This is a genomic window from Gordonia sp. LMA484 (assembly GCF_058129505.1).
In genome coordinates this window covers 6430537-6447228 of sequence record NZ_CM176700.1, presented here as the reverse complement: position 1 = coordinate 6447228, position 16692 = coordinate 6430537, and the positions used below count along the sequence as shown (strand labels likewise).

Below are 16692 nucleotides of genomic sequence, written 5' to 3'. Positions count from 1 at the left end.
GATAACCATACCAATGGACTGACCAAATAACCAAGAGCTGTTTCAGCTGATCTCTGCGGCCTCGTCGAGCAGGGTTGCGGCCACCCGCTCGTTCCAGGTGCCCGGCGTCCCGTACAGGGTGCGGTCGAGCTTGGCGCGCTTGTAGAACAGGTGCAGATCGTGTTCCCACGTGTAGCCGATGGCCCCATGGACCGTGAGCGCCGATTCGGCGAGATCGGCCACCGCTGCGGTGACCTGCGCCTTGGCAACCGCCGCAATCGTGTCGGCGTCGTCGAGGCGGGCATCCACGGCAGCCGCGGCGTACAGCGCGATCGAGTACGACGACTCGACGGCGACCAACATCTGTGCCGCCGCATGCTTGACCGCCTGGAAGCCACCGATGAACTGCCCGAACTGTTTGCGCTGCTTGCTGTACTCGACGGCGAGATCGAGCATACGTTCGGCGCTGCCCAACGCGTCGGCGGCGATGAGGACCCCCGCCAGCGTCGACGTCCTCGACAGCGCCGTGTGATCGCTCGCGACGATGTCGGCGATCGGAGCGTCGGCGAACTCGACGATGGCCGCTGCGCGTGACCGGTCGAGGAGATTCTCGGCTGAGATCGATGCGTCCGCAGCAGCCACCCGGGCCCAGCTCGGTCCGTCGGGTCCGTCGACCGGGACGATCAGGACGTCGGCGTCGGCGGCGCCGACGATGTGCCGGACGGTACCGGTGATCGTCGAGCCCGTGACCGTCAGTGGCGCCCATGTGGGCATGCGATCGGCCCGCACCACAGCCGCGAACCTGCGCTGACCACTCAGTTGTGCGGATAGTTCGTCGTCGCTGAGCAAGGGCGCCACCAGAGCGGCGGCGAGCCATCGTGAGTCGGTGACCGCGGCTCGTCCGAACTCGCGCGCCGCAAGTGCGAGCTCGAGGACCCCACCGCCCTGGCCTCCCACGTCTTCGGAGTATCCGACCCCCCACCAGCCTTCACCGATCAATGCGTCGGCGAACGATGTGGAGTCAGACGCCGCCTGCAGCTCACGGACCGTGTCGGTGGGGAATTTCGCGGCGATCCATTCCCGCAGTGATGACGCGAACAGTTCCTGTTCGTCAGACAGTTCCCAGTGCATGCGCTTTCCTCAGCTCACAACCGTGCCCGGCACGGCTTCTCGATCGGCGCCGTGCACGACATCTCGAATGGCATCGACGGCCTCGGGATTTTCCGCGCTCGACAGGTCGCCCGGATCGGTGCCCATCGCCGCGGCGCGGACGGCGCGGCGAAGGATCTTGGCGGAACGGGTTTTCGGCAAAGCCTCGACGGGCCACACCTTCGCCGGCGCGAACGGCTTCCCGACGCCCGTGGCCACCAGGTGTCGCAACTCGTCGGAGACCCCGTCGGTGGCGACACCGGCGCGCGGAACCCAGAAGGCCCACACGGTCTCGCCCTTCTTCGGGTCCGGGACGCCCACCGCGGCCGCCTCGGCGACGGCGGGATGGGTCGTGAGCACCGATTCGACCTCGGCGGGCGCGAGTCGTTTGCCCGCCACGTTCATCACGTCGTCGGACCTCCCGAGGATGTACCACCGGTCGTCGTCGTCGATCAGGGCGTAGTCGCCGTGACACCAGATCCCCGGAAAAGTAGTCCAATACGATTTGAGGTACCGCTCACGGTCACGCCACACCCCGCGGGTCATGGCCGGCCACGGCTGCCGACAGACGAGCTCACCGATACTGCCGCGCAACGGTTTTCCGTCGTCGTCGACGACATCGACGTCCATACCGAGCGACGGGCCGCCCAGCGAGCAACTCGGGATCGGCTCCACCGGATACGGTGCGAGAAACGAGCCCCCCACCTCGGTACCGCCGGAGAAGTTGATCACGGGGACCCGTCCGTCGAACACCTCGGCGGCGAGCCAGTCATAGGAGTCGGGATCCCAGGGTTCACCCGTGGAACCCAGCACTCGCACCGAGGACAGGTCGCGCTGCGCGATCTCCTCCTGCGGGGTCGATCGGATGGCGCGAATCAGGGTCGGCGAGACGCCCAGCATGGTCACGCCGTGACGTTGCGCCAGGTCCCACAGCCGACAGGTGTCGGGCGCGTCGGGTGAACCTTCGTACAGCAGGAGCGTGGCACCGTTGGCATGGGTGCCGAAGGCCGCCAACGGTCCCATGACCCAGCCCATGTCGGTGATCCAGCAGAACGTCTCGCCCGCCGAGATGTCGAAGGAGTACGCCACCTCCGTTGCGACCTTGACCGTGAAGCCGCTGTGAGTGTGCACCGCGCCCTTGGGTTTTCCCGTGGTTCCGGAGGTGTACCCCAACATGAGCGTCTGCATCGCGGGGAACGGCCGGAAGTCGTGCGGTTCGCGCGCCGGGTCGACGAGGACATCCCAGGAGACCGTGGATACGTCGGCGTCGCCGAAGTCGAATCCTCCGCCGACGTTGTCGTTGGTGATGACCGATGAGACCGACGGAGTGTTCGGCAGCGCCTTGGCCAACTCATCGGACATGCCGACAGTGCGACCCCGTCGGATGGTGCCGTCCGCGACGACGACCGCCTTGACCTGGGCGTCGTTGAGTCGGGACGCGATCGCCGGCGCCGCGAATCCGGAGAAGAGCGGCACCAGAATGGCCCCGATGCCTGCCGCGGCATACAGCGCGACGACGGCTTCCGGGATCATCGGCAGGTAGATCGCCACCGCATCGCCCTCGCCGACACCGAGGTCGATCAGTCCCGCGGCGACCCGTCCGACCTGGTCGGCGAGCTCGCGATAGCTCATCGTGCGGACGGTCTGATCCTCGGCTTCGTGGACGATGGCAGCTCGGTCGGCACCGTCGGCGAGCCAGCGGGTGATGCAGGCGTCGACGGCGTTGAAGGTGCCTCCCACGAACCAGTCGGGGAACTCGACACCTCGGGAGGTGTCCAGAACCTTCTCGTACGGTGTGGCGAACGGGATGCCCAAGTCGGTGATCGCGGCATCCCAGTACCACGACACGTCGGCGGTCGACCGCCGACGAAGATCGTCGATGGAATCGATGCCATGGCTGCGGGCGAGCCGCAGGACGTTGGCGCTCTCGATGTAGTCGCTGCTCGGTTTCCACGTGTAGGTGCTCATCACGCCGCCTTTCTCAGCTGCGGGGCATTCCGAGCACACGCTCGGCCGCGATGTTGCGTTGGATGAAGGTCGAACCACCTGCAATGGCGGTGCCGCGGGCCTGGTAGGCGAGCCGTAGCCACCGCTGCTGATCGGCGTCGGCACTCTCGTCGTCGGCCAGACCGAACTGACCGCCGAAGTCGCTGAGCTCGAGTCCGAAGTCGGCGATGTCCTCGACCAGCGGGCAGAAGTAGAGCTTGCCGATGGAGGTGACCGGACCGGGCGGCTGCCCGGAGGCCGCTCCGGTGATCACGCGTTGGCCGATCAGATAGTGCGTCAGTGCCCGCCCGTAGAGGTCGGCGATCCGCTGCCGGATCTCGGGGCGTGCGGTCAACGGGTTCCCGTCGTCATCGGTGGTGCGGTTGACCTGCTCGATCAGGTCCCCGACGGCACGCGTGGTGTTGACACGCCCGGTGGCGATACCGACCCGCTCGAAGGCGAGGGTGCCCATCGCCACCTTCCATCCGCCATCGACCTCGCCCACCACCGCCGAATCGGGCACGAACACGTCGTCGAGGAAGACCTCGTTGAACTCGGCCTCGCCGAGCATGTGCTCGAGTGGCCGTACCGTGATCCCGTCGGAGGCCATCGGCAGCAGGAAATAGGTGATGCCCTTGTGTCGATCGCCGCCCCCCGTGCGCGCCAAGAGGATCGCGTTGTCGGCGATCTGCGCCCGTGAGGTCCAGATCTTCTGGCCCTGGATCTTCCATCCGCCGTCGACCTTGGTCGCCTTGGTACGCAGTGATGCGAGATCAGAGCCGGACTCGGGCTCGGAGAACAACTGGCACCAGATCTCCTCGCCCGTGAGGATCGGCTGCAGATAGCGCTGCTTCTGCTCATCGTCGCCGAACGCGACGATCGTCGGACCCGCGAAATCCTCACCGATGATGTTCAGCCGCTCGGGAGCCCCCGCACGATCCATCTCCTCGTTGAAGATCGCCTTGACCTTCGCATCGGCCCCGGCGCCGCCGAACTCGGTCGGCCACGACAGGCCCGCGAACCCGGCGTCGAACAACTTCTGTTGCCACACAGACCAGAAGCCGCGCTTGTCCTCGAGTCGCGAGGGCTCCGGCCACGGCAGTGCCGGCAGCGTGTCGACCAACCACTCCCGGACACGAGCCCGGAACAAGGCCTCCTCGGGCGAATCGCTCAGATCCATCTGAACCTCCACTTCGTTACGGACCAACGGTACAATAGGTCAGACCAAAAAATCTAGGAGGGCGTGATGACGAGGGCTCCGGTACAGGAGATGGCGAAGGACCCGGTACTCGACGTGGTTTCCTTTGACATCGAAGCGGGCAAGGTACGTGAGTTCGCACGGGCGACGCACAGCGCCGACCCGGTGCACACAGACGCCGACGCAGCATTGTCGGCGGGCTTCACCAGCATCCCGGCCACGCCGACGCATGTGGTCGTCGCGGGGCACGACCGCAATCAGCAGGAGTTCGTCAGGCAACTCGGCTTGGCGATCGAGCGTGTGGTGGTCGGCTCGGTGGAGTGGGAGTATCACCGACCGCTGGTTGCCGGGGATCACCTCACCGGCACACGGCGTGTCGTCGACGACACCACCCGCGAGGGCAAGCGCGGCGGAACCATGCGTCTGGTGACCCTGGAAACCTCCTGGGTCGACGCCGCCGGCGCACGAGCTGTCACCCAACGCGAAGTGCTCATCGAAAGGGGTGCATCATGACCCGCTCTCTCACCACATTCACGGTCGGTCACGAGCTCGAGCCACGAGCGATCGGTCCCATCACCCAGACCGATATCGTCAGATTCGCCGGTGCCGGAGGTGATTTCAACCCCCTCCACCACGATGCCGACTACGCACGGCGTGCGGGATTGCCGGGCGTCATATCCATGGGCCAGATGCAGGCCGGGATGCTGGCCGCGTGGGTCGCCGACGCGGTCCACGTCGAGCATCTGCTGTCCCTCTCGGTGCGCTTCGCGTCGCCGTTGGCCATCGGTGAGACCATCGAGCTCACCGGAACAGTCGTATCGGTCAACGCTGCCGATGGAAGCGCGGAGCTCGACCTCATGGCATCATCTGCCGATCGCGTCGTCATCTCCGCCAAAGCTCGAGTCAGGGCCGCGGTCTCGGAGTAGTCTGCGGACGTCTGGCAAGGAAGCACCCCGACTCAAGGATGTTGCAATGTCCCGCAAGACTTTCGACTTCACCGACAGCACCGGCGACACGCTGGTCGGATACGTGTGGGAGCCTCGAGAGGCTCCCAGCGCCGCCGTCCAACTGGTGCACGGCATGGGTGAGCATCTCCTCCGCTACCACCACGTAGCCGAGACTCTCACCAACGCCGGCTACATTGTGTACGGCTATGACCAGCGCGGACACGGCGCGACGATCGGGCAGGGCGAACCCGGGCACGTCGGTGCCGACGGATGGCCCGCGCTGGTGGCCGACATCGGTGAGTTCGCGCGTGTCATCAGGGATCGTGAGCCCGGTCTGCCGCTCGCACTGATCGCCCACAGTATGGGTTCGTTCGCATCGCAGCAGGCCTTGTTGAACGACAGCGCGCTCTTTGACGCGGTCGTCCTGACCGGCACCGCGGCCCTCGATCTCCTCGAGCCTGCACTGGACCTCGACTCGCCGCTCGATCTGGCGATGTTCAACGCCCCGTTCCAGCCACCGCGCACCGACTACGACTGGCTCAGTCGCGATGATGCGATTGTCGACGAGTACATCGCGGACCCGTTGTGCGGCTTCGGTCTCGATCAGGACGGAACGCGGGCGATGTTCGTGGGAGCGCGAGCGCTGGCGGCATCCGATGCGCTCGGCGGAGTGCGCAGGAATCTGCCGATCTACCTCGCCGTGGGCGACAAGGATCCGGTGAATGCCGGTCTGGCGCTGTTTGATCCGCTGGTCCAGCGGTTCGGTGGGGCCGGATTCACCGACGTCACGGCCAGGGTGTATCCCGATGCGCGCCACGAGGTGCTCAACGAGACCAACCGTGACGAGGTGATCGGCGATCTGCTCGGGTGGCTGCAAGCACGGCTGGTCGACCGGTCGGCCTGACGGCCCGTCCTATCGGACCAGTACGATCTTCCCGAATTCTGCGCCCGCTTCGAGACGTCGATGCGCGGCAGCTGCGTCGTCGAGCGGAAGAGTGGACGCGATGGTCGGCGGCGTGACGCCACCACCGGCGATCAGCTCCAGCAGCCCACTGAAGTCCCCGGGACCACCCATGGTGGTCCCCAGCAGGCTGTATTGACCGAAGAAGAATGACCGGACGTCAAGATTGACGTGCTCGGCCACATTGGCCCCGAGAACGACGAGCCTGCCTCCCGGCCGAAGTGCACGCACCGAGTGGCTCCAGAGTCCCACCGGATCGAGGATCACATCGAATCCGGCACCGTCGGGCGAGAGTCCCTTCGCCAGCCGCGGCCAGTCCTCGTCGGTGTGCAGGACCCCGCCGGCAGCACCGGCGGCGCGCGCACGGTCGAGTTTCTCGGGCGTCGATCCCGTGACGGTCGTGATTGCCCCGAGTGCATTCGCCAGCGAGAGTGCCATCGTCGCGACTCCTCCACCGGCACCGATGATCAGCAACGATTCACCCTGGCGCAGGCCGGCCCGGGTCACGAGTGCGCGATACGACGTCACCCCGACGAGCGGCAGGGCAGCCGCCTGCTCCCACGAGTAGCCGTCGGGGCGCGGAGCCAGGCATTCCTCGGGCACACTGACATACTCCGCATAGGTTCCCGGGGTGTGATCCCCTAGGATCTCGAACTCCGCCGACGGCGCATCGCGTCGGTCGCCCCAGAAGAGTGACGGCAGAATCACCACGTCTTCTCCGGTGTCCGTGCGAGTGCCCGCACCGTCGGCGCCGGGTGTGTGCGGCAGCGGCGAACGGTACTGCCCGCGGCGCACGAGTACGTCGTGCCAATTCAGTGCGCTCGCCTGGACCCGGATGGTGACCCAGCCCGGTCGCGCGACCGGCTCCTCGACGTCCCGTGGAACCAGGACCTCGGGTCCACCGAACTCCGCCATGACTATCGCCTTCACGCCCTCACCTTTGCACGATCACGGTCGCGACTGCACACGGCTTGCCCGACTCGTTGACGGCCTCGACTCGGCACACCGCCAGTGATCGCCCTCGGTGGAGGACCTCGGATCGGAATACCGTTGTGCCGCTTGCATCTCCGGGTCGTATATAGGCGATGTCGATGCTGGTGGTGCGGAGGACACCCCCAGCGTCGATCGCGGACATGGCCGCGAACTCCGCTCCGCAGATAAGGACGCCGCCATGTACGTTGCCCATGCCGTTGGCCGCCAGAGACGACGGAGGTAGCTCGACGACACCGGCGGTCGAGCCCCTGAACCCGAGGGCATCCCGCACCGTCACGTCGTCCGACGGCAGGTCGAAGTTCAGCCCGGAACTTGTCGGACGCGAGTCGACGGCCACCAAATGCGAGCGCTGGGTGACCAGGGCGAGTGGACGGCCGACGTGATCTACTACAGCACCTCGGGTCGTGCCGCCCCGGTCATTTGAGGGCAACCAGTTCGCCGGTGACGGCCATCGATGACCCGTCGACCGGAGGGTCGGCGAGGAAGTCGACGCGGATGGAAAGGCTGACCGGCCATTTGCCCTCTTCGGTCCCGGATGCGACCACGTACCCGGTTGCGTCGTCGAGGGCCACACCCAGCGACCCGCGGCTCAAACCTGCCACCGGGTCACGCAACCACGGTCCCGACCCGATCGACAGTTCGGCCCGATCCGCACTCAGCTCGACCGGTCTGACCCGAAGCAGCGCCTCGGCTCCCGAGACGACGAACTCGGCCGTCTGTGTCGGCATCCGGCTCAACGCGCGCCGGCAGCCGTGGGCTGATCGATCTCTGCAGCAACCCTTTTGCGCAACACGTGCTTCTGGATCTTACCGGTCGCGGTCATCGGCAACTCGTCAATCGCGATCACGCGCTCGGGAGTCTTCTGGATCGCGACGCCGCGATCGGTGAGATATGAACGCAGTTCGTCGACGTTGGGCGCAGCATGCCCATCCTTGGCGACCACATAGCAGCACACCTTCTCGCCGAGTTTCTCGTCGGGCATTCCGACGACCGCCAAGGCCACCAGATCCGGATGGTCGGCCAACTTGTCCTCGACCTCGCGAACGCTGATGTTCATTCCGCCGCGGATGACGATGTCCTTGGTTCGACCGGTCACCCGGACGAAGCCGTCCGCGTCCATGACACCGAGATCTCCTGACCGCGAGAACCCCTCCGGCGTATAGAGTTCCGCCGTCTCCTCCGGGCGGTTCAAATACTCGACCATGTGGGACGGGCCACGGTAGGCGATGTCCCCCTCGGTCCCGCGCGGCACCTCGAGCCCATCGGGCCCCACCACCTGCACCTCGGCCCCCGGTAACGCCGCGCCGTCGGAGGTGATCGCGCGCTTCGGATCGTCCTCAACGGTGCAGGTGGTGGTCGACAGGTTCTCGCTACGCCCGTACAGCGAAAGTATCGCGGCGGCAGGAAGCTTCGACTTGGCGTTCTCGACAACGGATGCGGGGATCGGCGAGCCCGCGCAAGTCCACACCCGTAACGACGACAGATCTGCCTCGGGATGCTCGTCCGCCGCGGCCATGAGCGTCTGAAGAAAGGTGGTCGCCGTGACCGCCGCGGTACAACCGTATGTCTGGATCTCTTCGAGACCCTTCGCCGGATTCCATTCCGCCATCACGTGGGTGGCCGCGCCGGCCAACAGCGGGATCAGGACGCTGGTCACCAGCCCGGTGGTATGGGTGATCGGCGACGGGCCGAACTGTACGTCGGCCTCGGAGTGCCCGAAAGCGACGGCCAGGGCCCGAGCTCCCGATGCGTACGTGTTGAAGGTGTGGACGCAGCCCTTCGGTCGAGACGTCGTGCCCGAGGTGTAGACGATGACGAATGGATCATCGGGATGGGCTCGGAAGTTCAGTTCCGCGTCCACGTCAGCGGAGTCGACGTCCTCGACAAGCAGATCCTCGAAGACGTCGATGCCACGCTCGGCCAGTGACGTACGCGCGGACTCTGCCGCGCGTACGGAGACGATCGACTCCAGGCTTGCAGATTCGCCCCGGATCTCGTCGAACATGGAGGCGTAGTCGAACCCCTTGAATTCGGCCGGCGCGATGGCCATCCGGATCGATGCGTCCGCCACCACATGCGACACCTCGTCCTTGCGGTAGATGGGCATGATCGGCACCATCACCACCCCGATGCGCGCCAGTGCGGCGGCGACCACCACGAATGCCGCCCAGTTGGGAAGTTGAACCGCGACCCGGTCACCGGCCTGTAAGCCACGCCGATGCAAGCCGAGCGCGAGTCGCTGCGAGGTGTCGTAGAGGTCCGCGAACGTCAGCGAGTAGGTGCCGTCGGTCACGAAGATCTTGCCAGGGTAGGCCGCGGCCCGTGAGCGCAGGAGCTCAGTGAAGTTCTCGTCGGCCCACTGTCCGGCCGCGTAATACTCATCGATCCGCTCCTGCGTGTACCTGCCGAGATTCCGCTCGCCGGTCATGGTGTCCTCCGTCACATCGATCACGTGTATGTCCAAAGGTTAGAATGGTCGGACCGAATAATGCAACCGCTTCGCGCATTCAATTGGACACGCGGCGTGGCACGGGCACCCGAAGGTCAGTGGAAATCACCCCGACGGGGTAACCGCCGAATCGGAGGAGTGATATTTATCGGTACGACCAAACTAACCATTGAAATTTCGTGAGTCCTGGGCAAACCTATGAGTGACGCCGTTCACACCCATCGGCCACCGAACAGACGGCGCGTCGCAGACCAGACGAGGAGCGAGATGACAACCATCGACTATCGCGAGTTCTACATCGATGGGGCCTGGCAGAGCCCGGCGACCACCAGCACGATCAGCGTGACGTCGCCGACCACCGAGCAAGGAATCGGCAGCGTGCCCGCGGCATCCACCGCGGATATCGACAACGCCATCACCGCCGCCCGTCGCGCCTTCGACGATCCCGACGGATGGTCCACCTGGCACCCCAAACAGCGCGCCGAAGCATTGGATCGCTTCGCCACCGAACTCGAGTCCCGCGCGGCCGAGACCGCGCGACGTGTGTCAATCCAGAACGGCATGCCGATCTGGCTGGCCGAACAGTTCGAGGGCGGTTTCCCGGCCGTCCTGTTGCGCTACTTCAGCCAGATGATGGTCGATTCGCCGGCCGTCGACGAGCGGGCCGGGATGCTGGGCGGCACCGCACGGGTCACCCGTCAACCGGTCGGCGTTGTCGGCGCGGTGGTGCCGTGGAACGTGCCGCAGGCCATCTCCTTCCTGAAGCTCGCCCCGGCGCTCGCCGCCGGATGCACAGTGGTGCTCAAGCCGGCCGAGGAGACGGTCCTCGATGCCTTCCTCATGGCCGAGGCCGCAGTTGCGTCAGGGCTTCCGGCCGGCGTCCTCAACGTGGTCCCCGGCGGGCGTGAGATCGGCGCCTACCTGGTGGAACACCCCGGTGTCGACAAGGTGTCGTTCACCGGGTCGACGGCCGCCGGACGAACGATCGCCGAGGCCTGCGGTCGACTCCTACGTCCGGTCACCCTGGAGCTCGGGGGCAAGTCCGCAGCCATCCTGCTCGACGACGTGGACCTCGACGCCTCACTCGAGTCGCTCTTCGGTGTGACGTTCCTGAACAACGGTCAGATCTGCTGGCTCAACACCCGCGTGCTCGCCCCCCAGTCACGCTACGGCGAGGTGGTCGACACCATCACCGACCTGGCCAAGTCGCTGACGATCGGCGACCCCCTGAACCCGGAGACCAAGATCGGCCCCCTGGTGTCGGCCCGACAGCGCGATCGTGTCGAAGGCTACATCGCCAAGGGCAAGAGCGAGGGCGCGCGACTGACCACCGGCGGTGGGCGACCGACTGGTCTCGACACCGGATTCTTCGTCGAACCGACGGTGTTCGCCGACCTGGACAACACCGCCACGATCGCGCGTGAGGAAATCTTCGGCCCTGTCCTCAGTGTCATCCCGTTTGCCGACGAGGCCGAGGCACTCGCGATCGCCAACGACAGCGAGTACGGTCTGGGCGGTTCGGTCTGGTCTTCGGACGTCGAACGCGCCGCCGATCTGGCCGCGCGGGTGAAGTCCGGCACCGTCGGAGTGAACCACTACTCGAACGACCCTGTCGCCCCGTTCGGCGGGATCAAGAGCAGCGGAATGGGTCGCGAACTCGGACCCGAGGGCCTGCACACCTTCCAGCACCTGCACACGGTGTACCTGCCGCCGGTCGGCTGAGGCCGTCGTTGACTACTGTCGATCCGCTAGACTGTGGTGCGCGTCACAGCATGAGGTCAATGGAGTGAGTCAACCGATGATGGCAATCGATACCGATGGCGATGCGTCCCCCGCGGGGGGACTTCGCCGATTTCTGTCACGGTTGCGCGATGCAGATCAAGCCACCATCGCGTCGGTGACCTGTGAAGAAGCCTGTACCGGCTTGGGATTCTCGAAGGCGATGTTCTCGTGGGTCGATGGCTCGTCGTGGGCGCCGCAGTATGTCCATGTGTCGCCCGAGCTCGAGGACGGCTATCGCGAGTTGCGTAACGCGGTGAACGGCACTCCGGTGCCGTTGCTCCGCGCGCCGCGCGAGGCGGACCTCGTGCGGTTTCGTCGGCCCTATGTCCTGAATCGACGGGCGTATCACCGTGAGGCGTACCGTCCGCTGATCGATCTGTCAGATCCTGCCGCATACGCGGCGGCGCCGATTCTCGTGGACCGGCGGACGGTTGCGATTCTTCATGTGGATCGAAACCGTGACAGCATCACCGATGAGGACGTTCGCGCGCTTCTCATGGCGGCCCGGATCTCCGGCCTGATCATGGCCACCACACTGCATCGCCGACAGATGGACCTGCAACAACACGCACTGCGTGACCTGGTCGGCGCGGTGATGACGGTCGACGACGGTCCGCGACCGACGTTTCACCGAGGAGCCGAGGAGGACAACACCTCCTCTCGCAGCGAGGACATCCCCGTCCGCGAACTGCTCAGTGAGCGGGAGGAAGAGGTCCTGCGCTTGCTGGCCGACGGCGCGACCAACCGTGAGATCGCAGCGAAACTGTTCATCTCGGATGGCACGGTGAAAGCCCACGTCCGACGTATCTTTGCAAAGCTCGGGGTGCAGTCACGGGCCCAGGCCGCCGCCCTCTTTCGAGAGCGTCGGCCCGGCCCCCTGCAGCAGGCGTGAGCGCAGACCCCGTTCTGCCGGAGCGCGTCGAACGCGCCCTGGCAGCGGTCATGGACGCGACGGACCGCAACGACCTGGCCGGTTCTTTTTGCCGGGCAATGAGTGTCATCACCGGGTCGGGCACCGTCCTCCTCGCCGAGGTGGACCATACGGCGATCCGCGAGGTCGCACGTCACGAGTCCGGCGGACAACCATCGCAGCTAAGCCTCCAGCAGGTGGCCGTCGCAATGTCTTCGGGGCCCACCGACATGGTCACGTGGCATCGTGTGACGGGCATCGACGGGTCCGTGCGGCACGGGTGTGTGACCGTCGTCGATCTCCCCACCGCCGGTTCTCGGAACTTGGTGGTGATCGACGGTTCGGTCGAACAAGCCGACCACGAGACCGTGCTGCTCCTCATCGACATCGCGGCAGCGACCGCGGAGCGGATGGAGAGTGAGGAGCGGTTGCATGAGCAGGAGTCCCGTCTCCGGTCGCTCGGCGACCAGATCAAACAACTCGGAAGCAGCGAGAGCCGGGCGGACGGCCCGGACCGTGCCGCGGAGTTCGCCTCCACCGCAGCACTTCTCACCGATCGTGAACGTGACATCCTGGAGGACCTGCTTCGCGGCGCGTCCAACGCGACCATTGCGGAAGCGCACACGCTGTCGGTCGAGACGGTGAAGACCCACGTCAAGCACATCTTGCGGAAAATGGGGGCGAGCAACCGTGCCGAACTCATCGCCAGGTCCGGCTGATCGACCGCTACGCGGACGAGTCGACGACCTCGACATGCACTTCGTCCTGATCGGCGACGATCAGCTGGCACGACAACCGCGAGTTCGGGCGCACCGCTTCGAGGAACTCGACCAGCTCGATCTCCTCATCGGTGGGTGGGTCGAAGCCATCCGACATCGAATCATCCAGATAGACATGGCATGTCGCGCAGGAACAGCTTCCGCCGCATTCGGCGACGATTCCGGGAAGGTTGTTGCGAACCGATCCGTCCATCACGCTCTGGCCGGCCGGGACATCAATGGTCTCTTCGGTGCCGTCCGGCAGATGGTAGATGACGCGTGCCATGGCTGTCTCCTCGATTGTGAAGGCTGTGCGAGGTGTGTGGCCTCACGCTCATCGTCGGCCTTTCACCGGCTCGGGCGCATCACCACTTCGGTGTAATCGTCTGCCCGTCAGAGGGATACGCACGTGCCGCAGTGAGGTCTCGCTGAGAGATACCTCTTTGGACAGCCGGGTTACCCCGTCAGGGTGATGAGCGGAGCGTGACCCAGCGCACACACTGGATCACGTTCCCGCCCAGTGTGACGCACGAGATAGGACGCTCATGACCTCCACCGCGCAATCCCCCGCCGACCTGATCATTCCCGATGACGTGGCGCAACAGATCGTGCTCCCGGAAGGACATCGCGATGACGCACGCCTCTTCGAGGCCTACCGCTGGCTGCGCGAGAACAATCCTCTCGGCGTTGCACAGGTCGACGGCTACGACCCGATCTTTCTGGTGAGCAAGCACGCCGACATCATGGAGATCGAACGGCAACCGCAGATCTTCACCAGCGCGGGGGGTGACGACAAGGGCAAGTTCAACCCGATCCTGGCCAACCAGGCCGGTGACGCGTTCACCAAGTCGATCAACAACGGCAGCCTGCGAATCCTGGAGACGTTGACCTACCTCGACCCGCCGGAACACACGGCCATCAAGGACATCGCCGCCGACTGGTTCCGTCCCAACAACCTCAAGCAGTGGGAGGACACGATCCGGACCCTCGCACGTGAGTCGGTCGACCGACTGCTCACCACCGACGGGAAGATCGACTTCGTCAAGGACTTCGCCCTGCAGTACCCACTGCACGTGATCATGAGTCTGTTCGGCGTGCCGGAATCCGACGAACCGCGGATGATGGCGCTGACGCAGGAGTTCTTCGGTACTGCCGACCCCGATGCCGCCCGCGCCGACGTGGAACCGCTGACACCCGATGCCGCCGCCAAGCAGTGGGTCGCGACGATCCAGGACTTCTACGCCTATTTCGACAAGTTGCTGATGGATCGGCGTGCGAATCCCACCGGCGATCTCGCGTCTATCATCTCTGTGGCAAAGGACGCCGACGGCGAGTACTTCGCGAAAGAGGTCGCCTACGGCTACTTCATCGCGATCGCCACCGCGGGCCACGACACCACGTCGTCGACGATGGCCGGCGGAATCCACGCGATAGCGCAGAACCCCGGACTTCTCGAACGCCTGCAGGGCGATCTCTCGTTGGTGCCCAACCTCGTCAACGAGTCCCTGCGATGGGCGTCGCCGGTCAAGCATTTCATGCGTACCGCGCTCGAACCTTACGAGCTGCGGGGCCGCTCGATCCAGCCGGGCGATCGCTTCATGCTCCTGTATCAGTCCGGCAATCGCGACGCCGAGGTGTTCGACGAGCCCGATGTGTTCAACATCGACCGACGTCCCAACCGGCACATCGCCTTCGGATACGGACCGCACATGTGCATCGGACAGCACCTCGCCAAGATCGAGCTGCGCATCATGTTCGAGGCTTTGCTTCCCCATCTGAGGAACGTGCAGCTCGCCGGGAACACGAAGTTCATTCAGACCAACTTCGTGGGCGGGCTGAAGAACATGCCGGTCGAGTTGGAGTTCAGCAGTCGATGAGCATCACGGACCCGATTGTCGTCGTCGGCGCCGGGCACGGCGGAGCAGGGCTCGCCGCTCTGTTGCGCCAGTCCGGCTATGATGGGCCGGTCGTACTGGTCGGTGCCGAAGCGCACCATCCGTACCATCGCCCGCCGCTGTCGAAGAAGTTCGGTGGCGACGAGGCGCACCAGCTACTGCGGCCCGCAGAGTTCTACGCAGAGAACGCTATCGACTTCCGGCGCTCGGTCAGCGCGGTGAGCATTGATCGACCGTCGATGCGCATCGAGCTATCGGACGGGTCGACGCTGGGCTACCGCGCACTCGTGCTCGCCACCGGATCAACACCCCGACTTCTTCCGATTCCGGGTGTCGAGGCCGCAGGGGTACTGACGTTGCGGACGCTCGACGATGCACGTGCTCTCGGCAGCGCTCTGAACAGTCGGGGACCGTTGGCCATCGTCGGTGGAGGTTACGTGGGCATGGAGGTCGCCTCGGTCGCGCGGTCGGTGGACATCCCGGTCACGATCGTCGAGCGCGAGAACCGTGTGTTGGCTCGCGTTGCCAGCCCCGAATTGTCGGAACGACTCAGTCGCTACCACCGCAATCACGGCACCGACATCCGGGTCTCCGCGCAGATCTCGGCGATTCGTGCCGACGGCGGCTCGGCGTCTGGTGTCGAACTGGCCGGCGGCACGCTCATCGAGGCCACCACGGTTCTCGTCGGGGTCGGTGCCGTCCCGAATGACGAGCTCGCGAACCGGGCCGGATTGGCCTGTGACAACGGGGTCATCGTCGATGCCCAGTGCCGCACCAGTGATCCTACGGTGTTCGCGATCGGCGATGTCGCCCGTCGCCCCGTGCAGGGCGCAGCGGATCTGGTTCGGCTGGAATCCATCCCGAACGCCACCGAGCAGGCGCGCCAGGTCACCGCCGCCCTCCTCGGGAGTGAGCACCCCGACCCCGAGGTCCCGTGGTTCTGGTCGGATCAGTTCGATCTGAAGCTCAAGATCGCCGGCCTGATGGCACCGGGCTGCCGGGTTGTCGCCCGCCCCGGCAAGAAGCCGGACTCGTTCGGGTTGTTCCACGTCAACGCCGAGAACACCGTGGTTGCAGTGGAAACCGCGAACTCACCCGGTGACTTCATGGCCGGTAGGAAGTTCATCTCGGCGCGGACTGCAGTCGATCCCGACCGGCTAGCGGACCCCACCGTGTCGTTACGCGACATCGTTGCCACGCCGGCCGCGATCACCTGAACCGTGATCCGGCTAGTCGGCAGGAGCCACAAACGCCGCCACGCGACCGCAGAGGAGCGAACTTGCGAAGAAAACCCGACCCCCGAAGAAGCGAGCCCGCACACAAAACCCGACTCCTCAGGAGCGAACTCGCGAACAACCCGGTCCCTCAGGAGCGAACTCGCGAACAACCCGACCCCTGAGGAGCGAGCTTGCGAGCGTCACGAAGGGCGGCCCTTCGTGACGCATCCTCGCAAGCTCGGAGGCTCCTCAGAGAGCGTGAATGCAAACACTCACACTCAAAAGCTCCTCAGACTCAGAGAGCGTGAATGCAAACACTCACACTCAAAAGCTCCTCAGACTCAGAGAGCGTGAATGCAAACACTCACACTCAAAAGCTCCTCACACTCAGAGAGCGTGATTCGAACACTCAAACTCGGAAGCTCTTCAGAGAGCGTGGATTCAGACACTCGAACTCGGAGGCCATTC

General features: G+C 65.3%; 16 protein-coding genes. 8 read left to right on the top strand and 8 right to left on the bottom strand.

Going from position 1 to position 16692, the window contains the following annotated elements; translation table 11 throughout:
* Nucleotides 1-42: 42 nt before the first annotated feature.
* From AC4AMJ_RS28665 to AC4AMJ_RS28655, 3 genes are read right to left on the bottom strand one after another with little or no spacing between them, the layout of a single operon-like run.
* On the bottom strand, nucleotides 43-1110 hold the full coding sequence (locus AC4AMJ_RS28665) for an acyl-CoA dehydrogenase family protein (RefSeq protein ID WP_489916386.1): 1068 nt from the start codon (nucleotides 1108-1110) through the stop codon (nucleotides 43-45).
* Between the two features lie 9 nt (nucleotides 1111-1119).
* Nucleotides 1120-3096 carry an AMP-binding protein gene (locus AC4AMJ_RS28660; protein ID WP_489916384.1) on the bottom strand — a complete coding sequence of 659 codons (1977 nt, stop codon included), beginning with the start codon at nucleotides 3094-3096 and terminating at the stop codon, nucleotides 1120-1122.
* A 13-nt stretch (nucleotides 3097-3109) separates the two neighbouring features.
* Nucleotides 3110-4294, bottom strand: a complete 1185-nt coding sequence (locus tag AC4AMJ_RS28655; RefSeq protein ID WP_489897699.1) for an acyl-CoA dehydrogenase family protein — start codon at nucleotides 4292-4294, stop codon at nucleotides 3110-3112.
* Nucleotides 4295-4360: 66 nt separating this feature from the next.
* On the opposite strand from AC4AMJ_RS28655, the gene AC4AMJ_RS28650 reads away from it, so the two are divergent.
* Genes AC4AMJ_RS28650 through AC4AMJ_RS28640 form a run of 3 tightly spaced genes read left to right on the top strand, consistent with a single transcriptional unit; the run spans nucleotide 4361 to nucleotide 6163 of the window.
* The gene (locus AC4AMJ_RS28650) at nucleotides 4361-4825 is read left to right on the top strand and encodes an FAS1-like dehydratase domain-containing protein (protein WP_489916382.1); all 465 of its coding nucleotides are present in this window, start codon (nucleotides 4361-4363) and stop codon (nucleotides 4823-4825) included.
* Entirely contained in the window at nucleotides 4822-5238 is a 417-nt protein-coding gene (locus AC4AMJ_RS28645; protein ID WP_489897701.1) for a MaoC/PaaZ C-terminal domain-containing protein, read from the top strand. The genes AC4AMJ_RS28650 and AC4AMJ_RS28645 overlap by 4 nt, the downstream gene beginning before the upstream one ends.
* A 46-nt stretch (nucleotides 5239-5284) precedes the next feature.
* Nucleotides 5285-6163 carry an alpha/beta fold hydrolase gene (locus AC4AMJ_RS28640; RefSeq protein WP_489916380.1) on the top strand — a complete coding sequence of 293 codons (879 nt, stop codon included), beginning with the start codon at nucleotides 5285-5287 and terminating at the stop codon, nucleotides 6161-6163.
* Nucleotides 6164-6172: 9 nt separating this feature from the next.
* On the opposite strand, the gene AC4AMJ_RS28635 is transcribed toward AC4AMJ_RS28640, so the two are convergent.
* The 4 genes from AC4AMJ_RS28635 to AC4AMJ_RS28620 form a co-directional block, all read right to left on the bottom strand.
* Nucleotides 6173-7150 (bottom strand): quinone oxidoreductase family protein, encoded by a 978-nt coding sequence (locus tag AC4AMJ_RS28635; protein WP_489916378.1) that lies wholly within the window; start codon nucleotides 7148-7150, stop codon nucleotides 6173-6175.
* A gap of 4 nt (nucleotides 7151-7154) precedes the next feature.
* Nucleotides 7155-7406, bottom strand: a complete 252-nt coding sequence (locus tag AC4AMJ_RS28630) for a PaaI family thioesterase (RefSeq protein WP_489918541.1) — start codon at nucleotides 7404-7406, stop codon at nucleotides 7155-7157.
* 223 nt (nucleotides 7407-7629) lie between these two features.
* Complete coding sequence (locus tag AC4AMJ_RS28625) at nucleotides 7630-7941, bottom strand: hypothetical protein (RefSeq protein ID WP_489916376.1); 312 nt, start codon at nucleotides 7939-7941, stop codon at nucleotides 7630-7632.
* Nucleotides 7942-7946: 5 nt separating this feature from the next.
* Nucleotides 7947-9641, bottom strand: a complete 1695-nt coding sequence (locus tag AC4AMJ_RS28620) for an AMP-binding protein (RefSeq protein WP_489897705.1) — start codon at nucleotides 9639-9641, stop codon at nucleotides 7947-7949.
* Nucleotides 9642-9929: 288 nt separating this feature from the next.
* Here AC4AMJ_RS28620 and AC4AMJ_RS28615 point away from each other — a divergent pair, with 288 nt between their 5' ends.
* The 3 genes from AC4AMJ_RS28615 (at nucleotide 9930) to AC4AMJ_RS28605 (ending at nucleotide 13073) form a co-directional block, all read left to right on the top strand.
* Entirely contained in the window at nucleotides 9930-11384 is a 1455-nt protein-coding gene (locus AC4AMJ_RS28615; RefSeq protein ID WP_489916374.1) for an aldehyde dehydrogenase, read from the top strand.
* A 76-nt stretch (nucleotides 11385-11460) separates the two neighbouring features.
* The gene (locus tag AC4AMJ_RS28610; protein ID WP_489916372.1) at nucleotides 11461-12336 is read left to right on the top strand and encodes a helix-turn-helix transcriptional regulator; all 876 of its coding nucleotides are present in this window, start codon (nucleotides 11461-11463) and stop codon (nucleotides 12334-12336) included.
* Nucleotides 12333-13073: a helix-turn-helix transcriptional regulator gene (locus AC4AMJ_RS28605; protein ID WP_489916370.1), complete on the top strand. Its 741-nt coding sequence runs from the start codon at nucleotides 12333-12335 to the stop codon at nucleotides 13071-13073. Before AC4AMJ_RS28610 ends, AC4AMJ_RS28605 begins: the two co-directional genes overlap by 4 nt.
* A 7-nt stretch (nucleotides 13074-13080) precedes the next feature.
* Here AC4AMJ_RS28605 and AC4AMJ_RS28600 read toward each other — a convergent pair whose 3' ends face one another.
* The gene (locus AC4AMJ_RS28600) at nucleotides 13081-13398 is read right to left on the bottom strand and encodes a 2Fe-2S iron-sulfur cluster-binding protein (protein WP_489897709.1); all 318 of its coding nucleotides are present in this window, start codon (nucleotides 13396-13398) and stop codon (nucleotides 13081-13083) included.
* A gap of 259 nt (nucleotides 13399-13657) precedes the next feature.
* On the opposite strand from AC4AMJ_RS28600, the gene AC4AMJ_RS28595 reads away from it, so the two are divergent.
* Entirely contained in the window at nucleotides 13658-14989 is a 1332-nt protein-coding gene (locus AC4AMJ_RS28595; RefSeq protein ID WP_489897710.1) for a cytochrome P450, read from the top strand.
* Complete coding sequence (locus AC4AMJ_RS28590; protein WP_489916368.1) at nucleotides 14986-16224, top strand: NAD(P)/FAD-dependent oxidoreductase; 1239 nt, start codon at nucleotides 14986-14988, stop codon at nucleotides 16222-16224. Before AC4AMJ_RS28595 ends, AC4AMJ_RS28590 begins: the two co-directional genes overlap by 4 nt.
* Nucleotides 16225-16692: the final 468 nt, after the last annotated feature.

What these genes read in the sequence shown, in the direction of transcription:
- AC4AMJ_RS28665 (WP_489916386.1), bottom strand. Translation starts at nt 1,110, where the DNA reads ATGCACTGGGAACTGTCTGACGAACAGGAACTGTTCGCGTCATCACTG.
- AC4AMJ_RS28660 (WP_489916384.1), bottom strand. Translation starts at nt 3,096, where the DNA reads ATGAGCACCTACACGTGGAAACCGAGCAGCGACTACATCGAGAGCGCC.
- AC4AMJ_RS28655 (WP_489897699.1), bottom strand. Translation starts at nt 4,294, where the DNA reads ATGGATCTGAGCGATTCGCCCGAGGAGGCCTTGTTCCGGGCTCGTGTC.
- AC4AMJ_RS28650 (WP_489916382.1), top strand. Translation starts at nt 4,361, where the DNA reads ATGACGAGGGCTCCGGTACAGGAGATGGCGAAGGACCCGGTACTCGAC.
- AC4AMJ_RS28645 (WP_489897701.1), top strand. Translation starts at nt 4,822, where the DNA reads ATGACCCGCTCTCTCACCACATTCACGGTCGGTCACGAGCTCGAGCCA.
- AC4AMJ_RS28640 (WP_489916380.1), top strand. Translation starts at nt 5,285, where the DNA reads ATGTCCCGCAAGACTTTCGACTTCACCGACAGCACCGGCGACACGCTG.
- AC4AMJ_RS28630 (WP_489918541.1), bottom strand. Translation starts at nt 7,406, where the DNA reads ATGGGCAACGTACATGGCGGCGTCCTTATCTGCGGAGCGGAGTTCGCG.
- AC4AMJ_RS28625 (WP_489916376.1), bottom strand. Translation starts at nt 7,941, where the DNA reads ATGCCGACACAGACGGCCGAGTTCGTCGTCTCGGGAGCCGAGGCGCTG.
- AC4AMJ_RS28620 (WP_489897705.1), bottom strand. Translation starts at nt 9,641, where the DNA reads ATGACCGGCGAGCGGAATCTCGGCAGGTACACGCAGGAGCGGATCGAT.
- AC4AMJ_RS28615 (WP_489916374.1), top strand. Translation starts at nt 9,930, where the DNA reads ATGACAACCATCGACTATCGCGAGTTCTACATCGATGGGGCCTGGCAG.
- AC4AMJ_RS28610 (WP_489916372.1), top strand. Translation starts at nt 11,461, where the DNA reads ATGATGGCAATCGATACCGATGGCGATGCGTCCCCCGCGGGGGGACTT.
- AC4AMJ_RS28600 (WP_489897709.1), bottom strand. Translation starts at nt 13,398, where the DNA reads ATGGCACGCGTCATCTACCATCTGCCGGACGGCACCGAAGAGACCATT.
- AC4AMJ_RS28595 (WP_489897710.1), top strand. Translation starts at nt 13,658, where the DNA reads ATGACCTCCACCGCGCAATCCCCCGCCGACCTGATCATTCCCGATGAC.
- AC4AMJ_RS28590 (WP_489916368.1), top strand. Translation starts at nt 14,986, where the DNA reads ATGAGCATCACGGACCCGATTGTCGTCGTCGGCGCCGGGCACGGCGGA.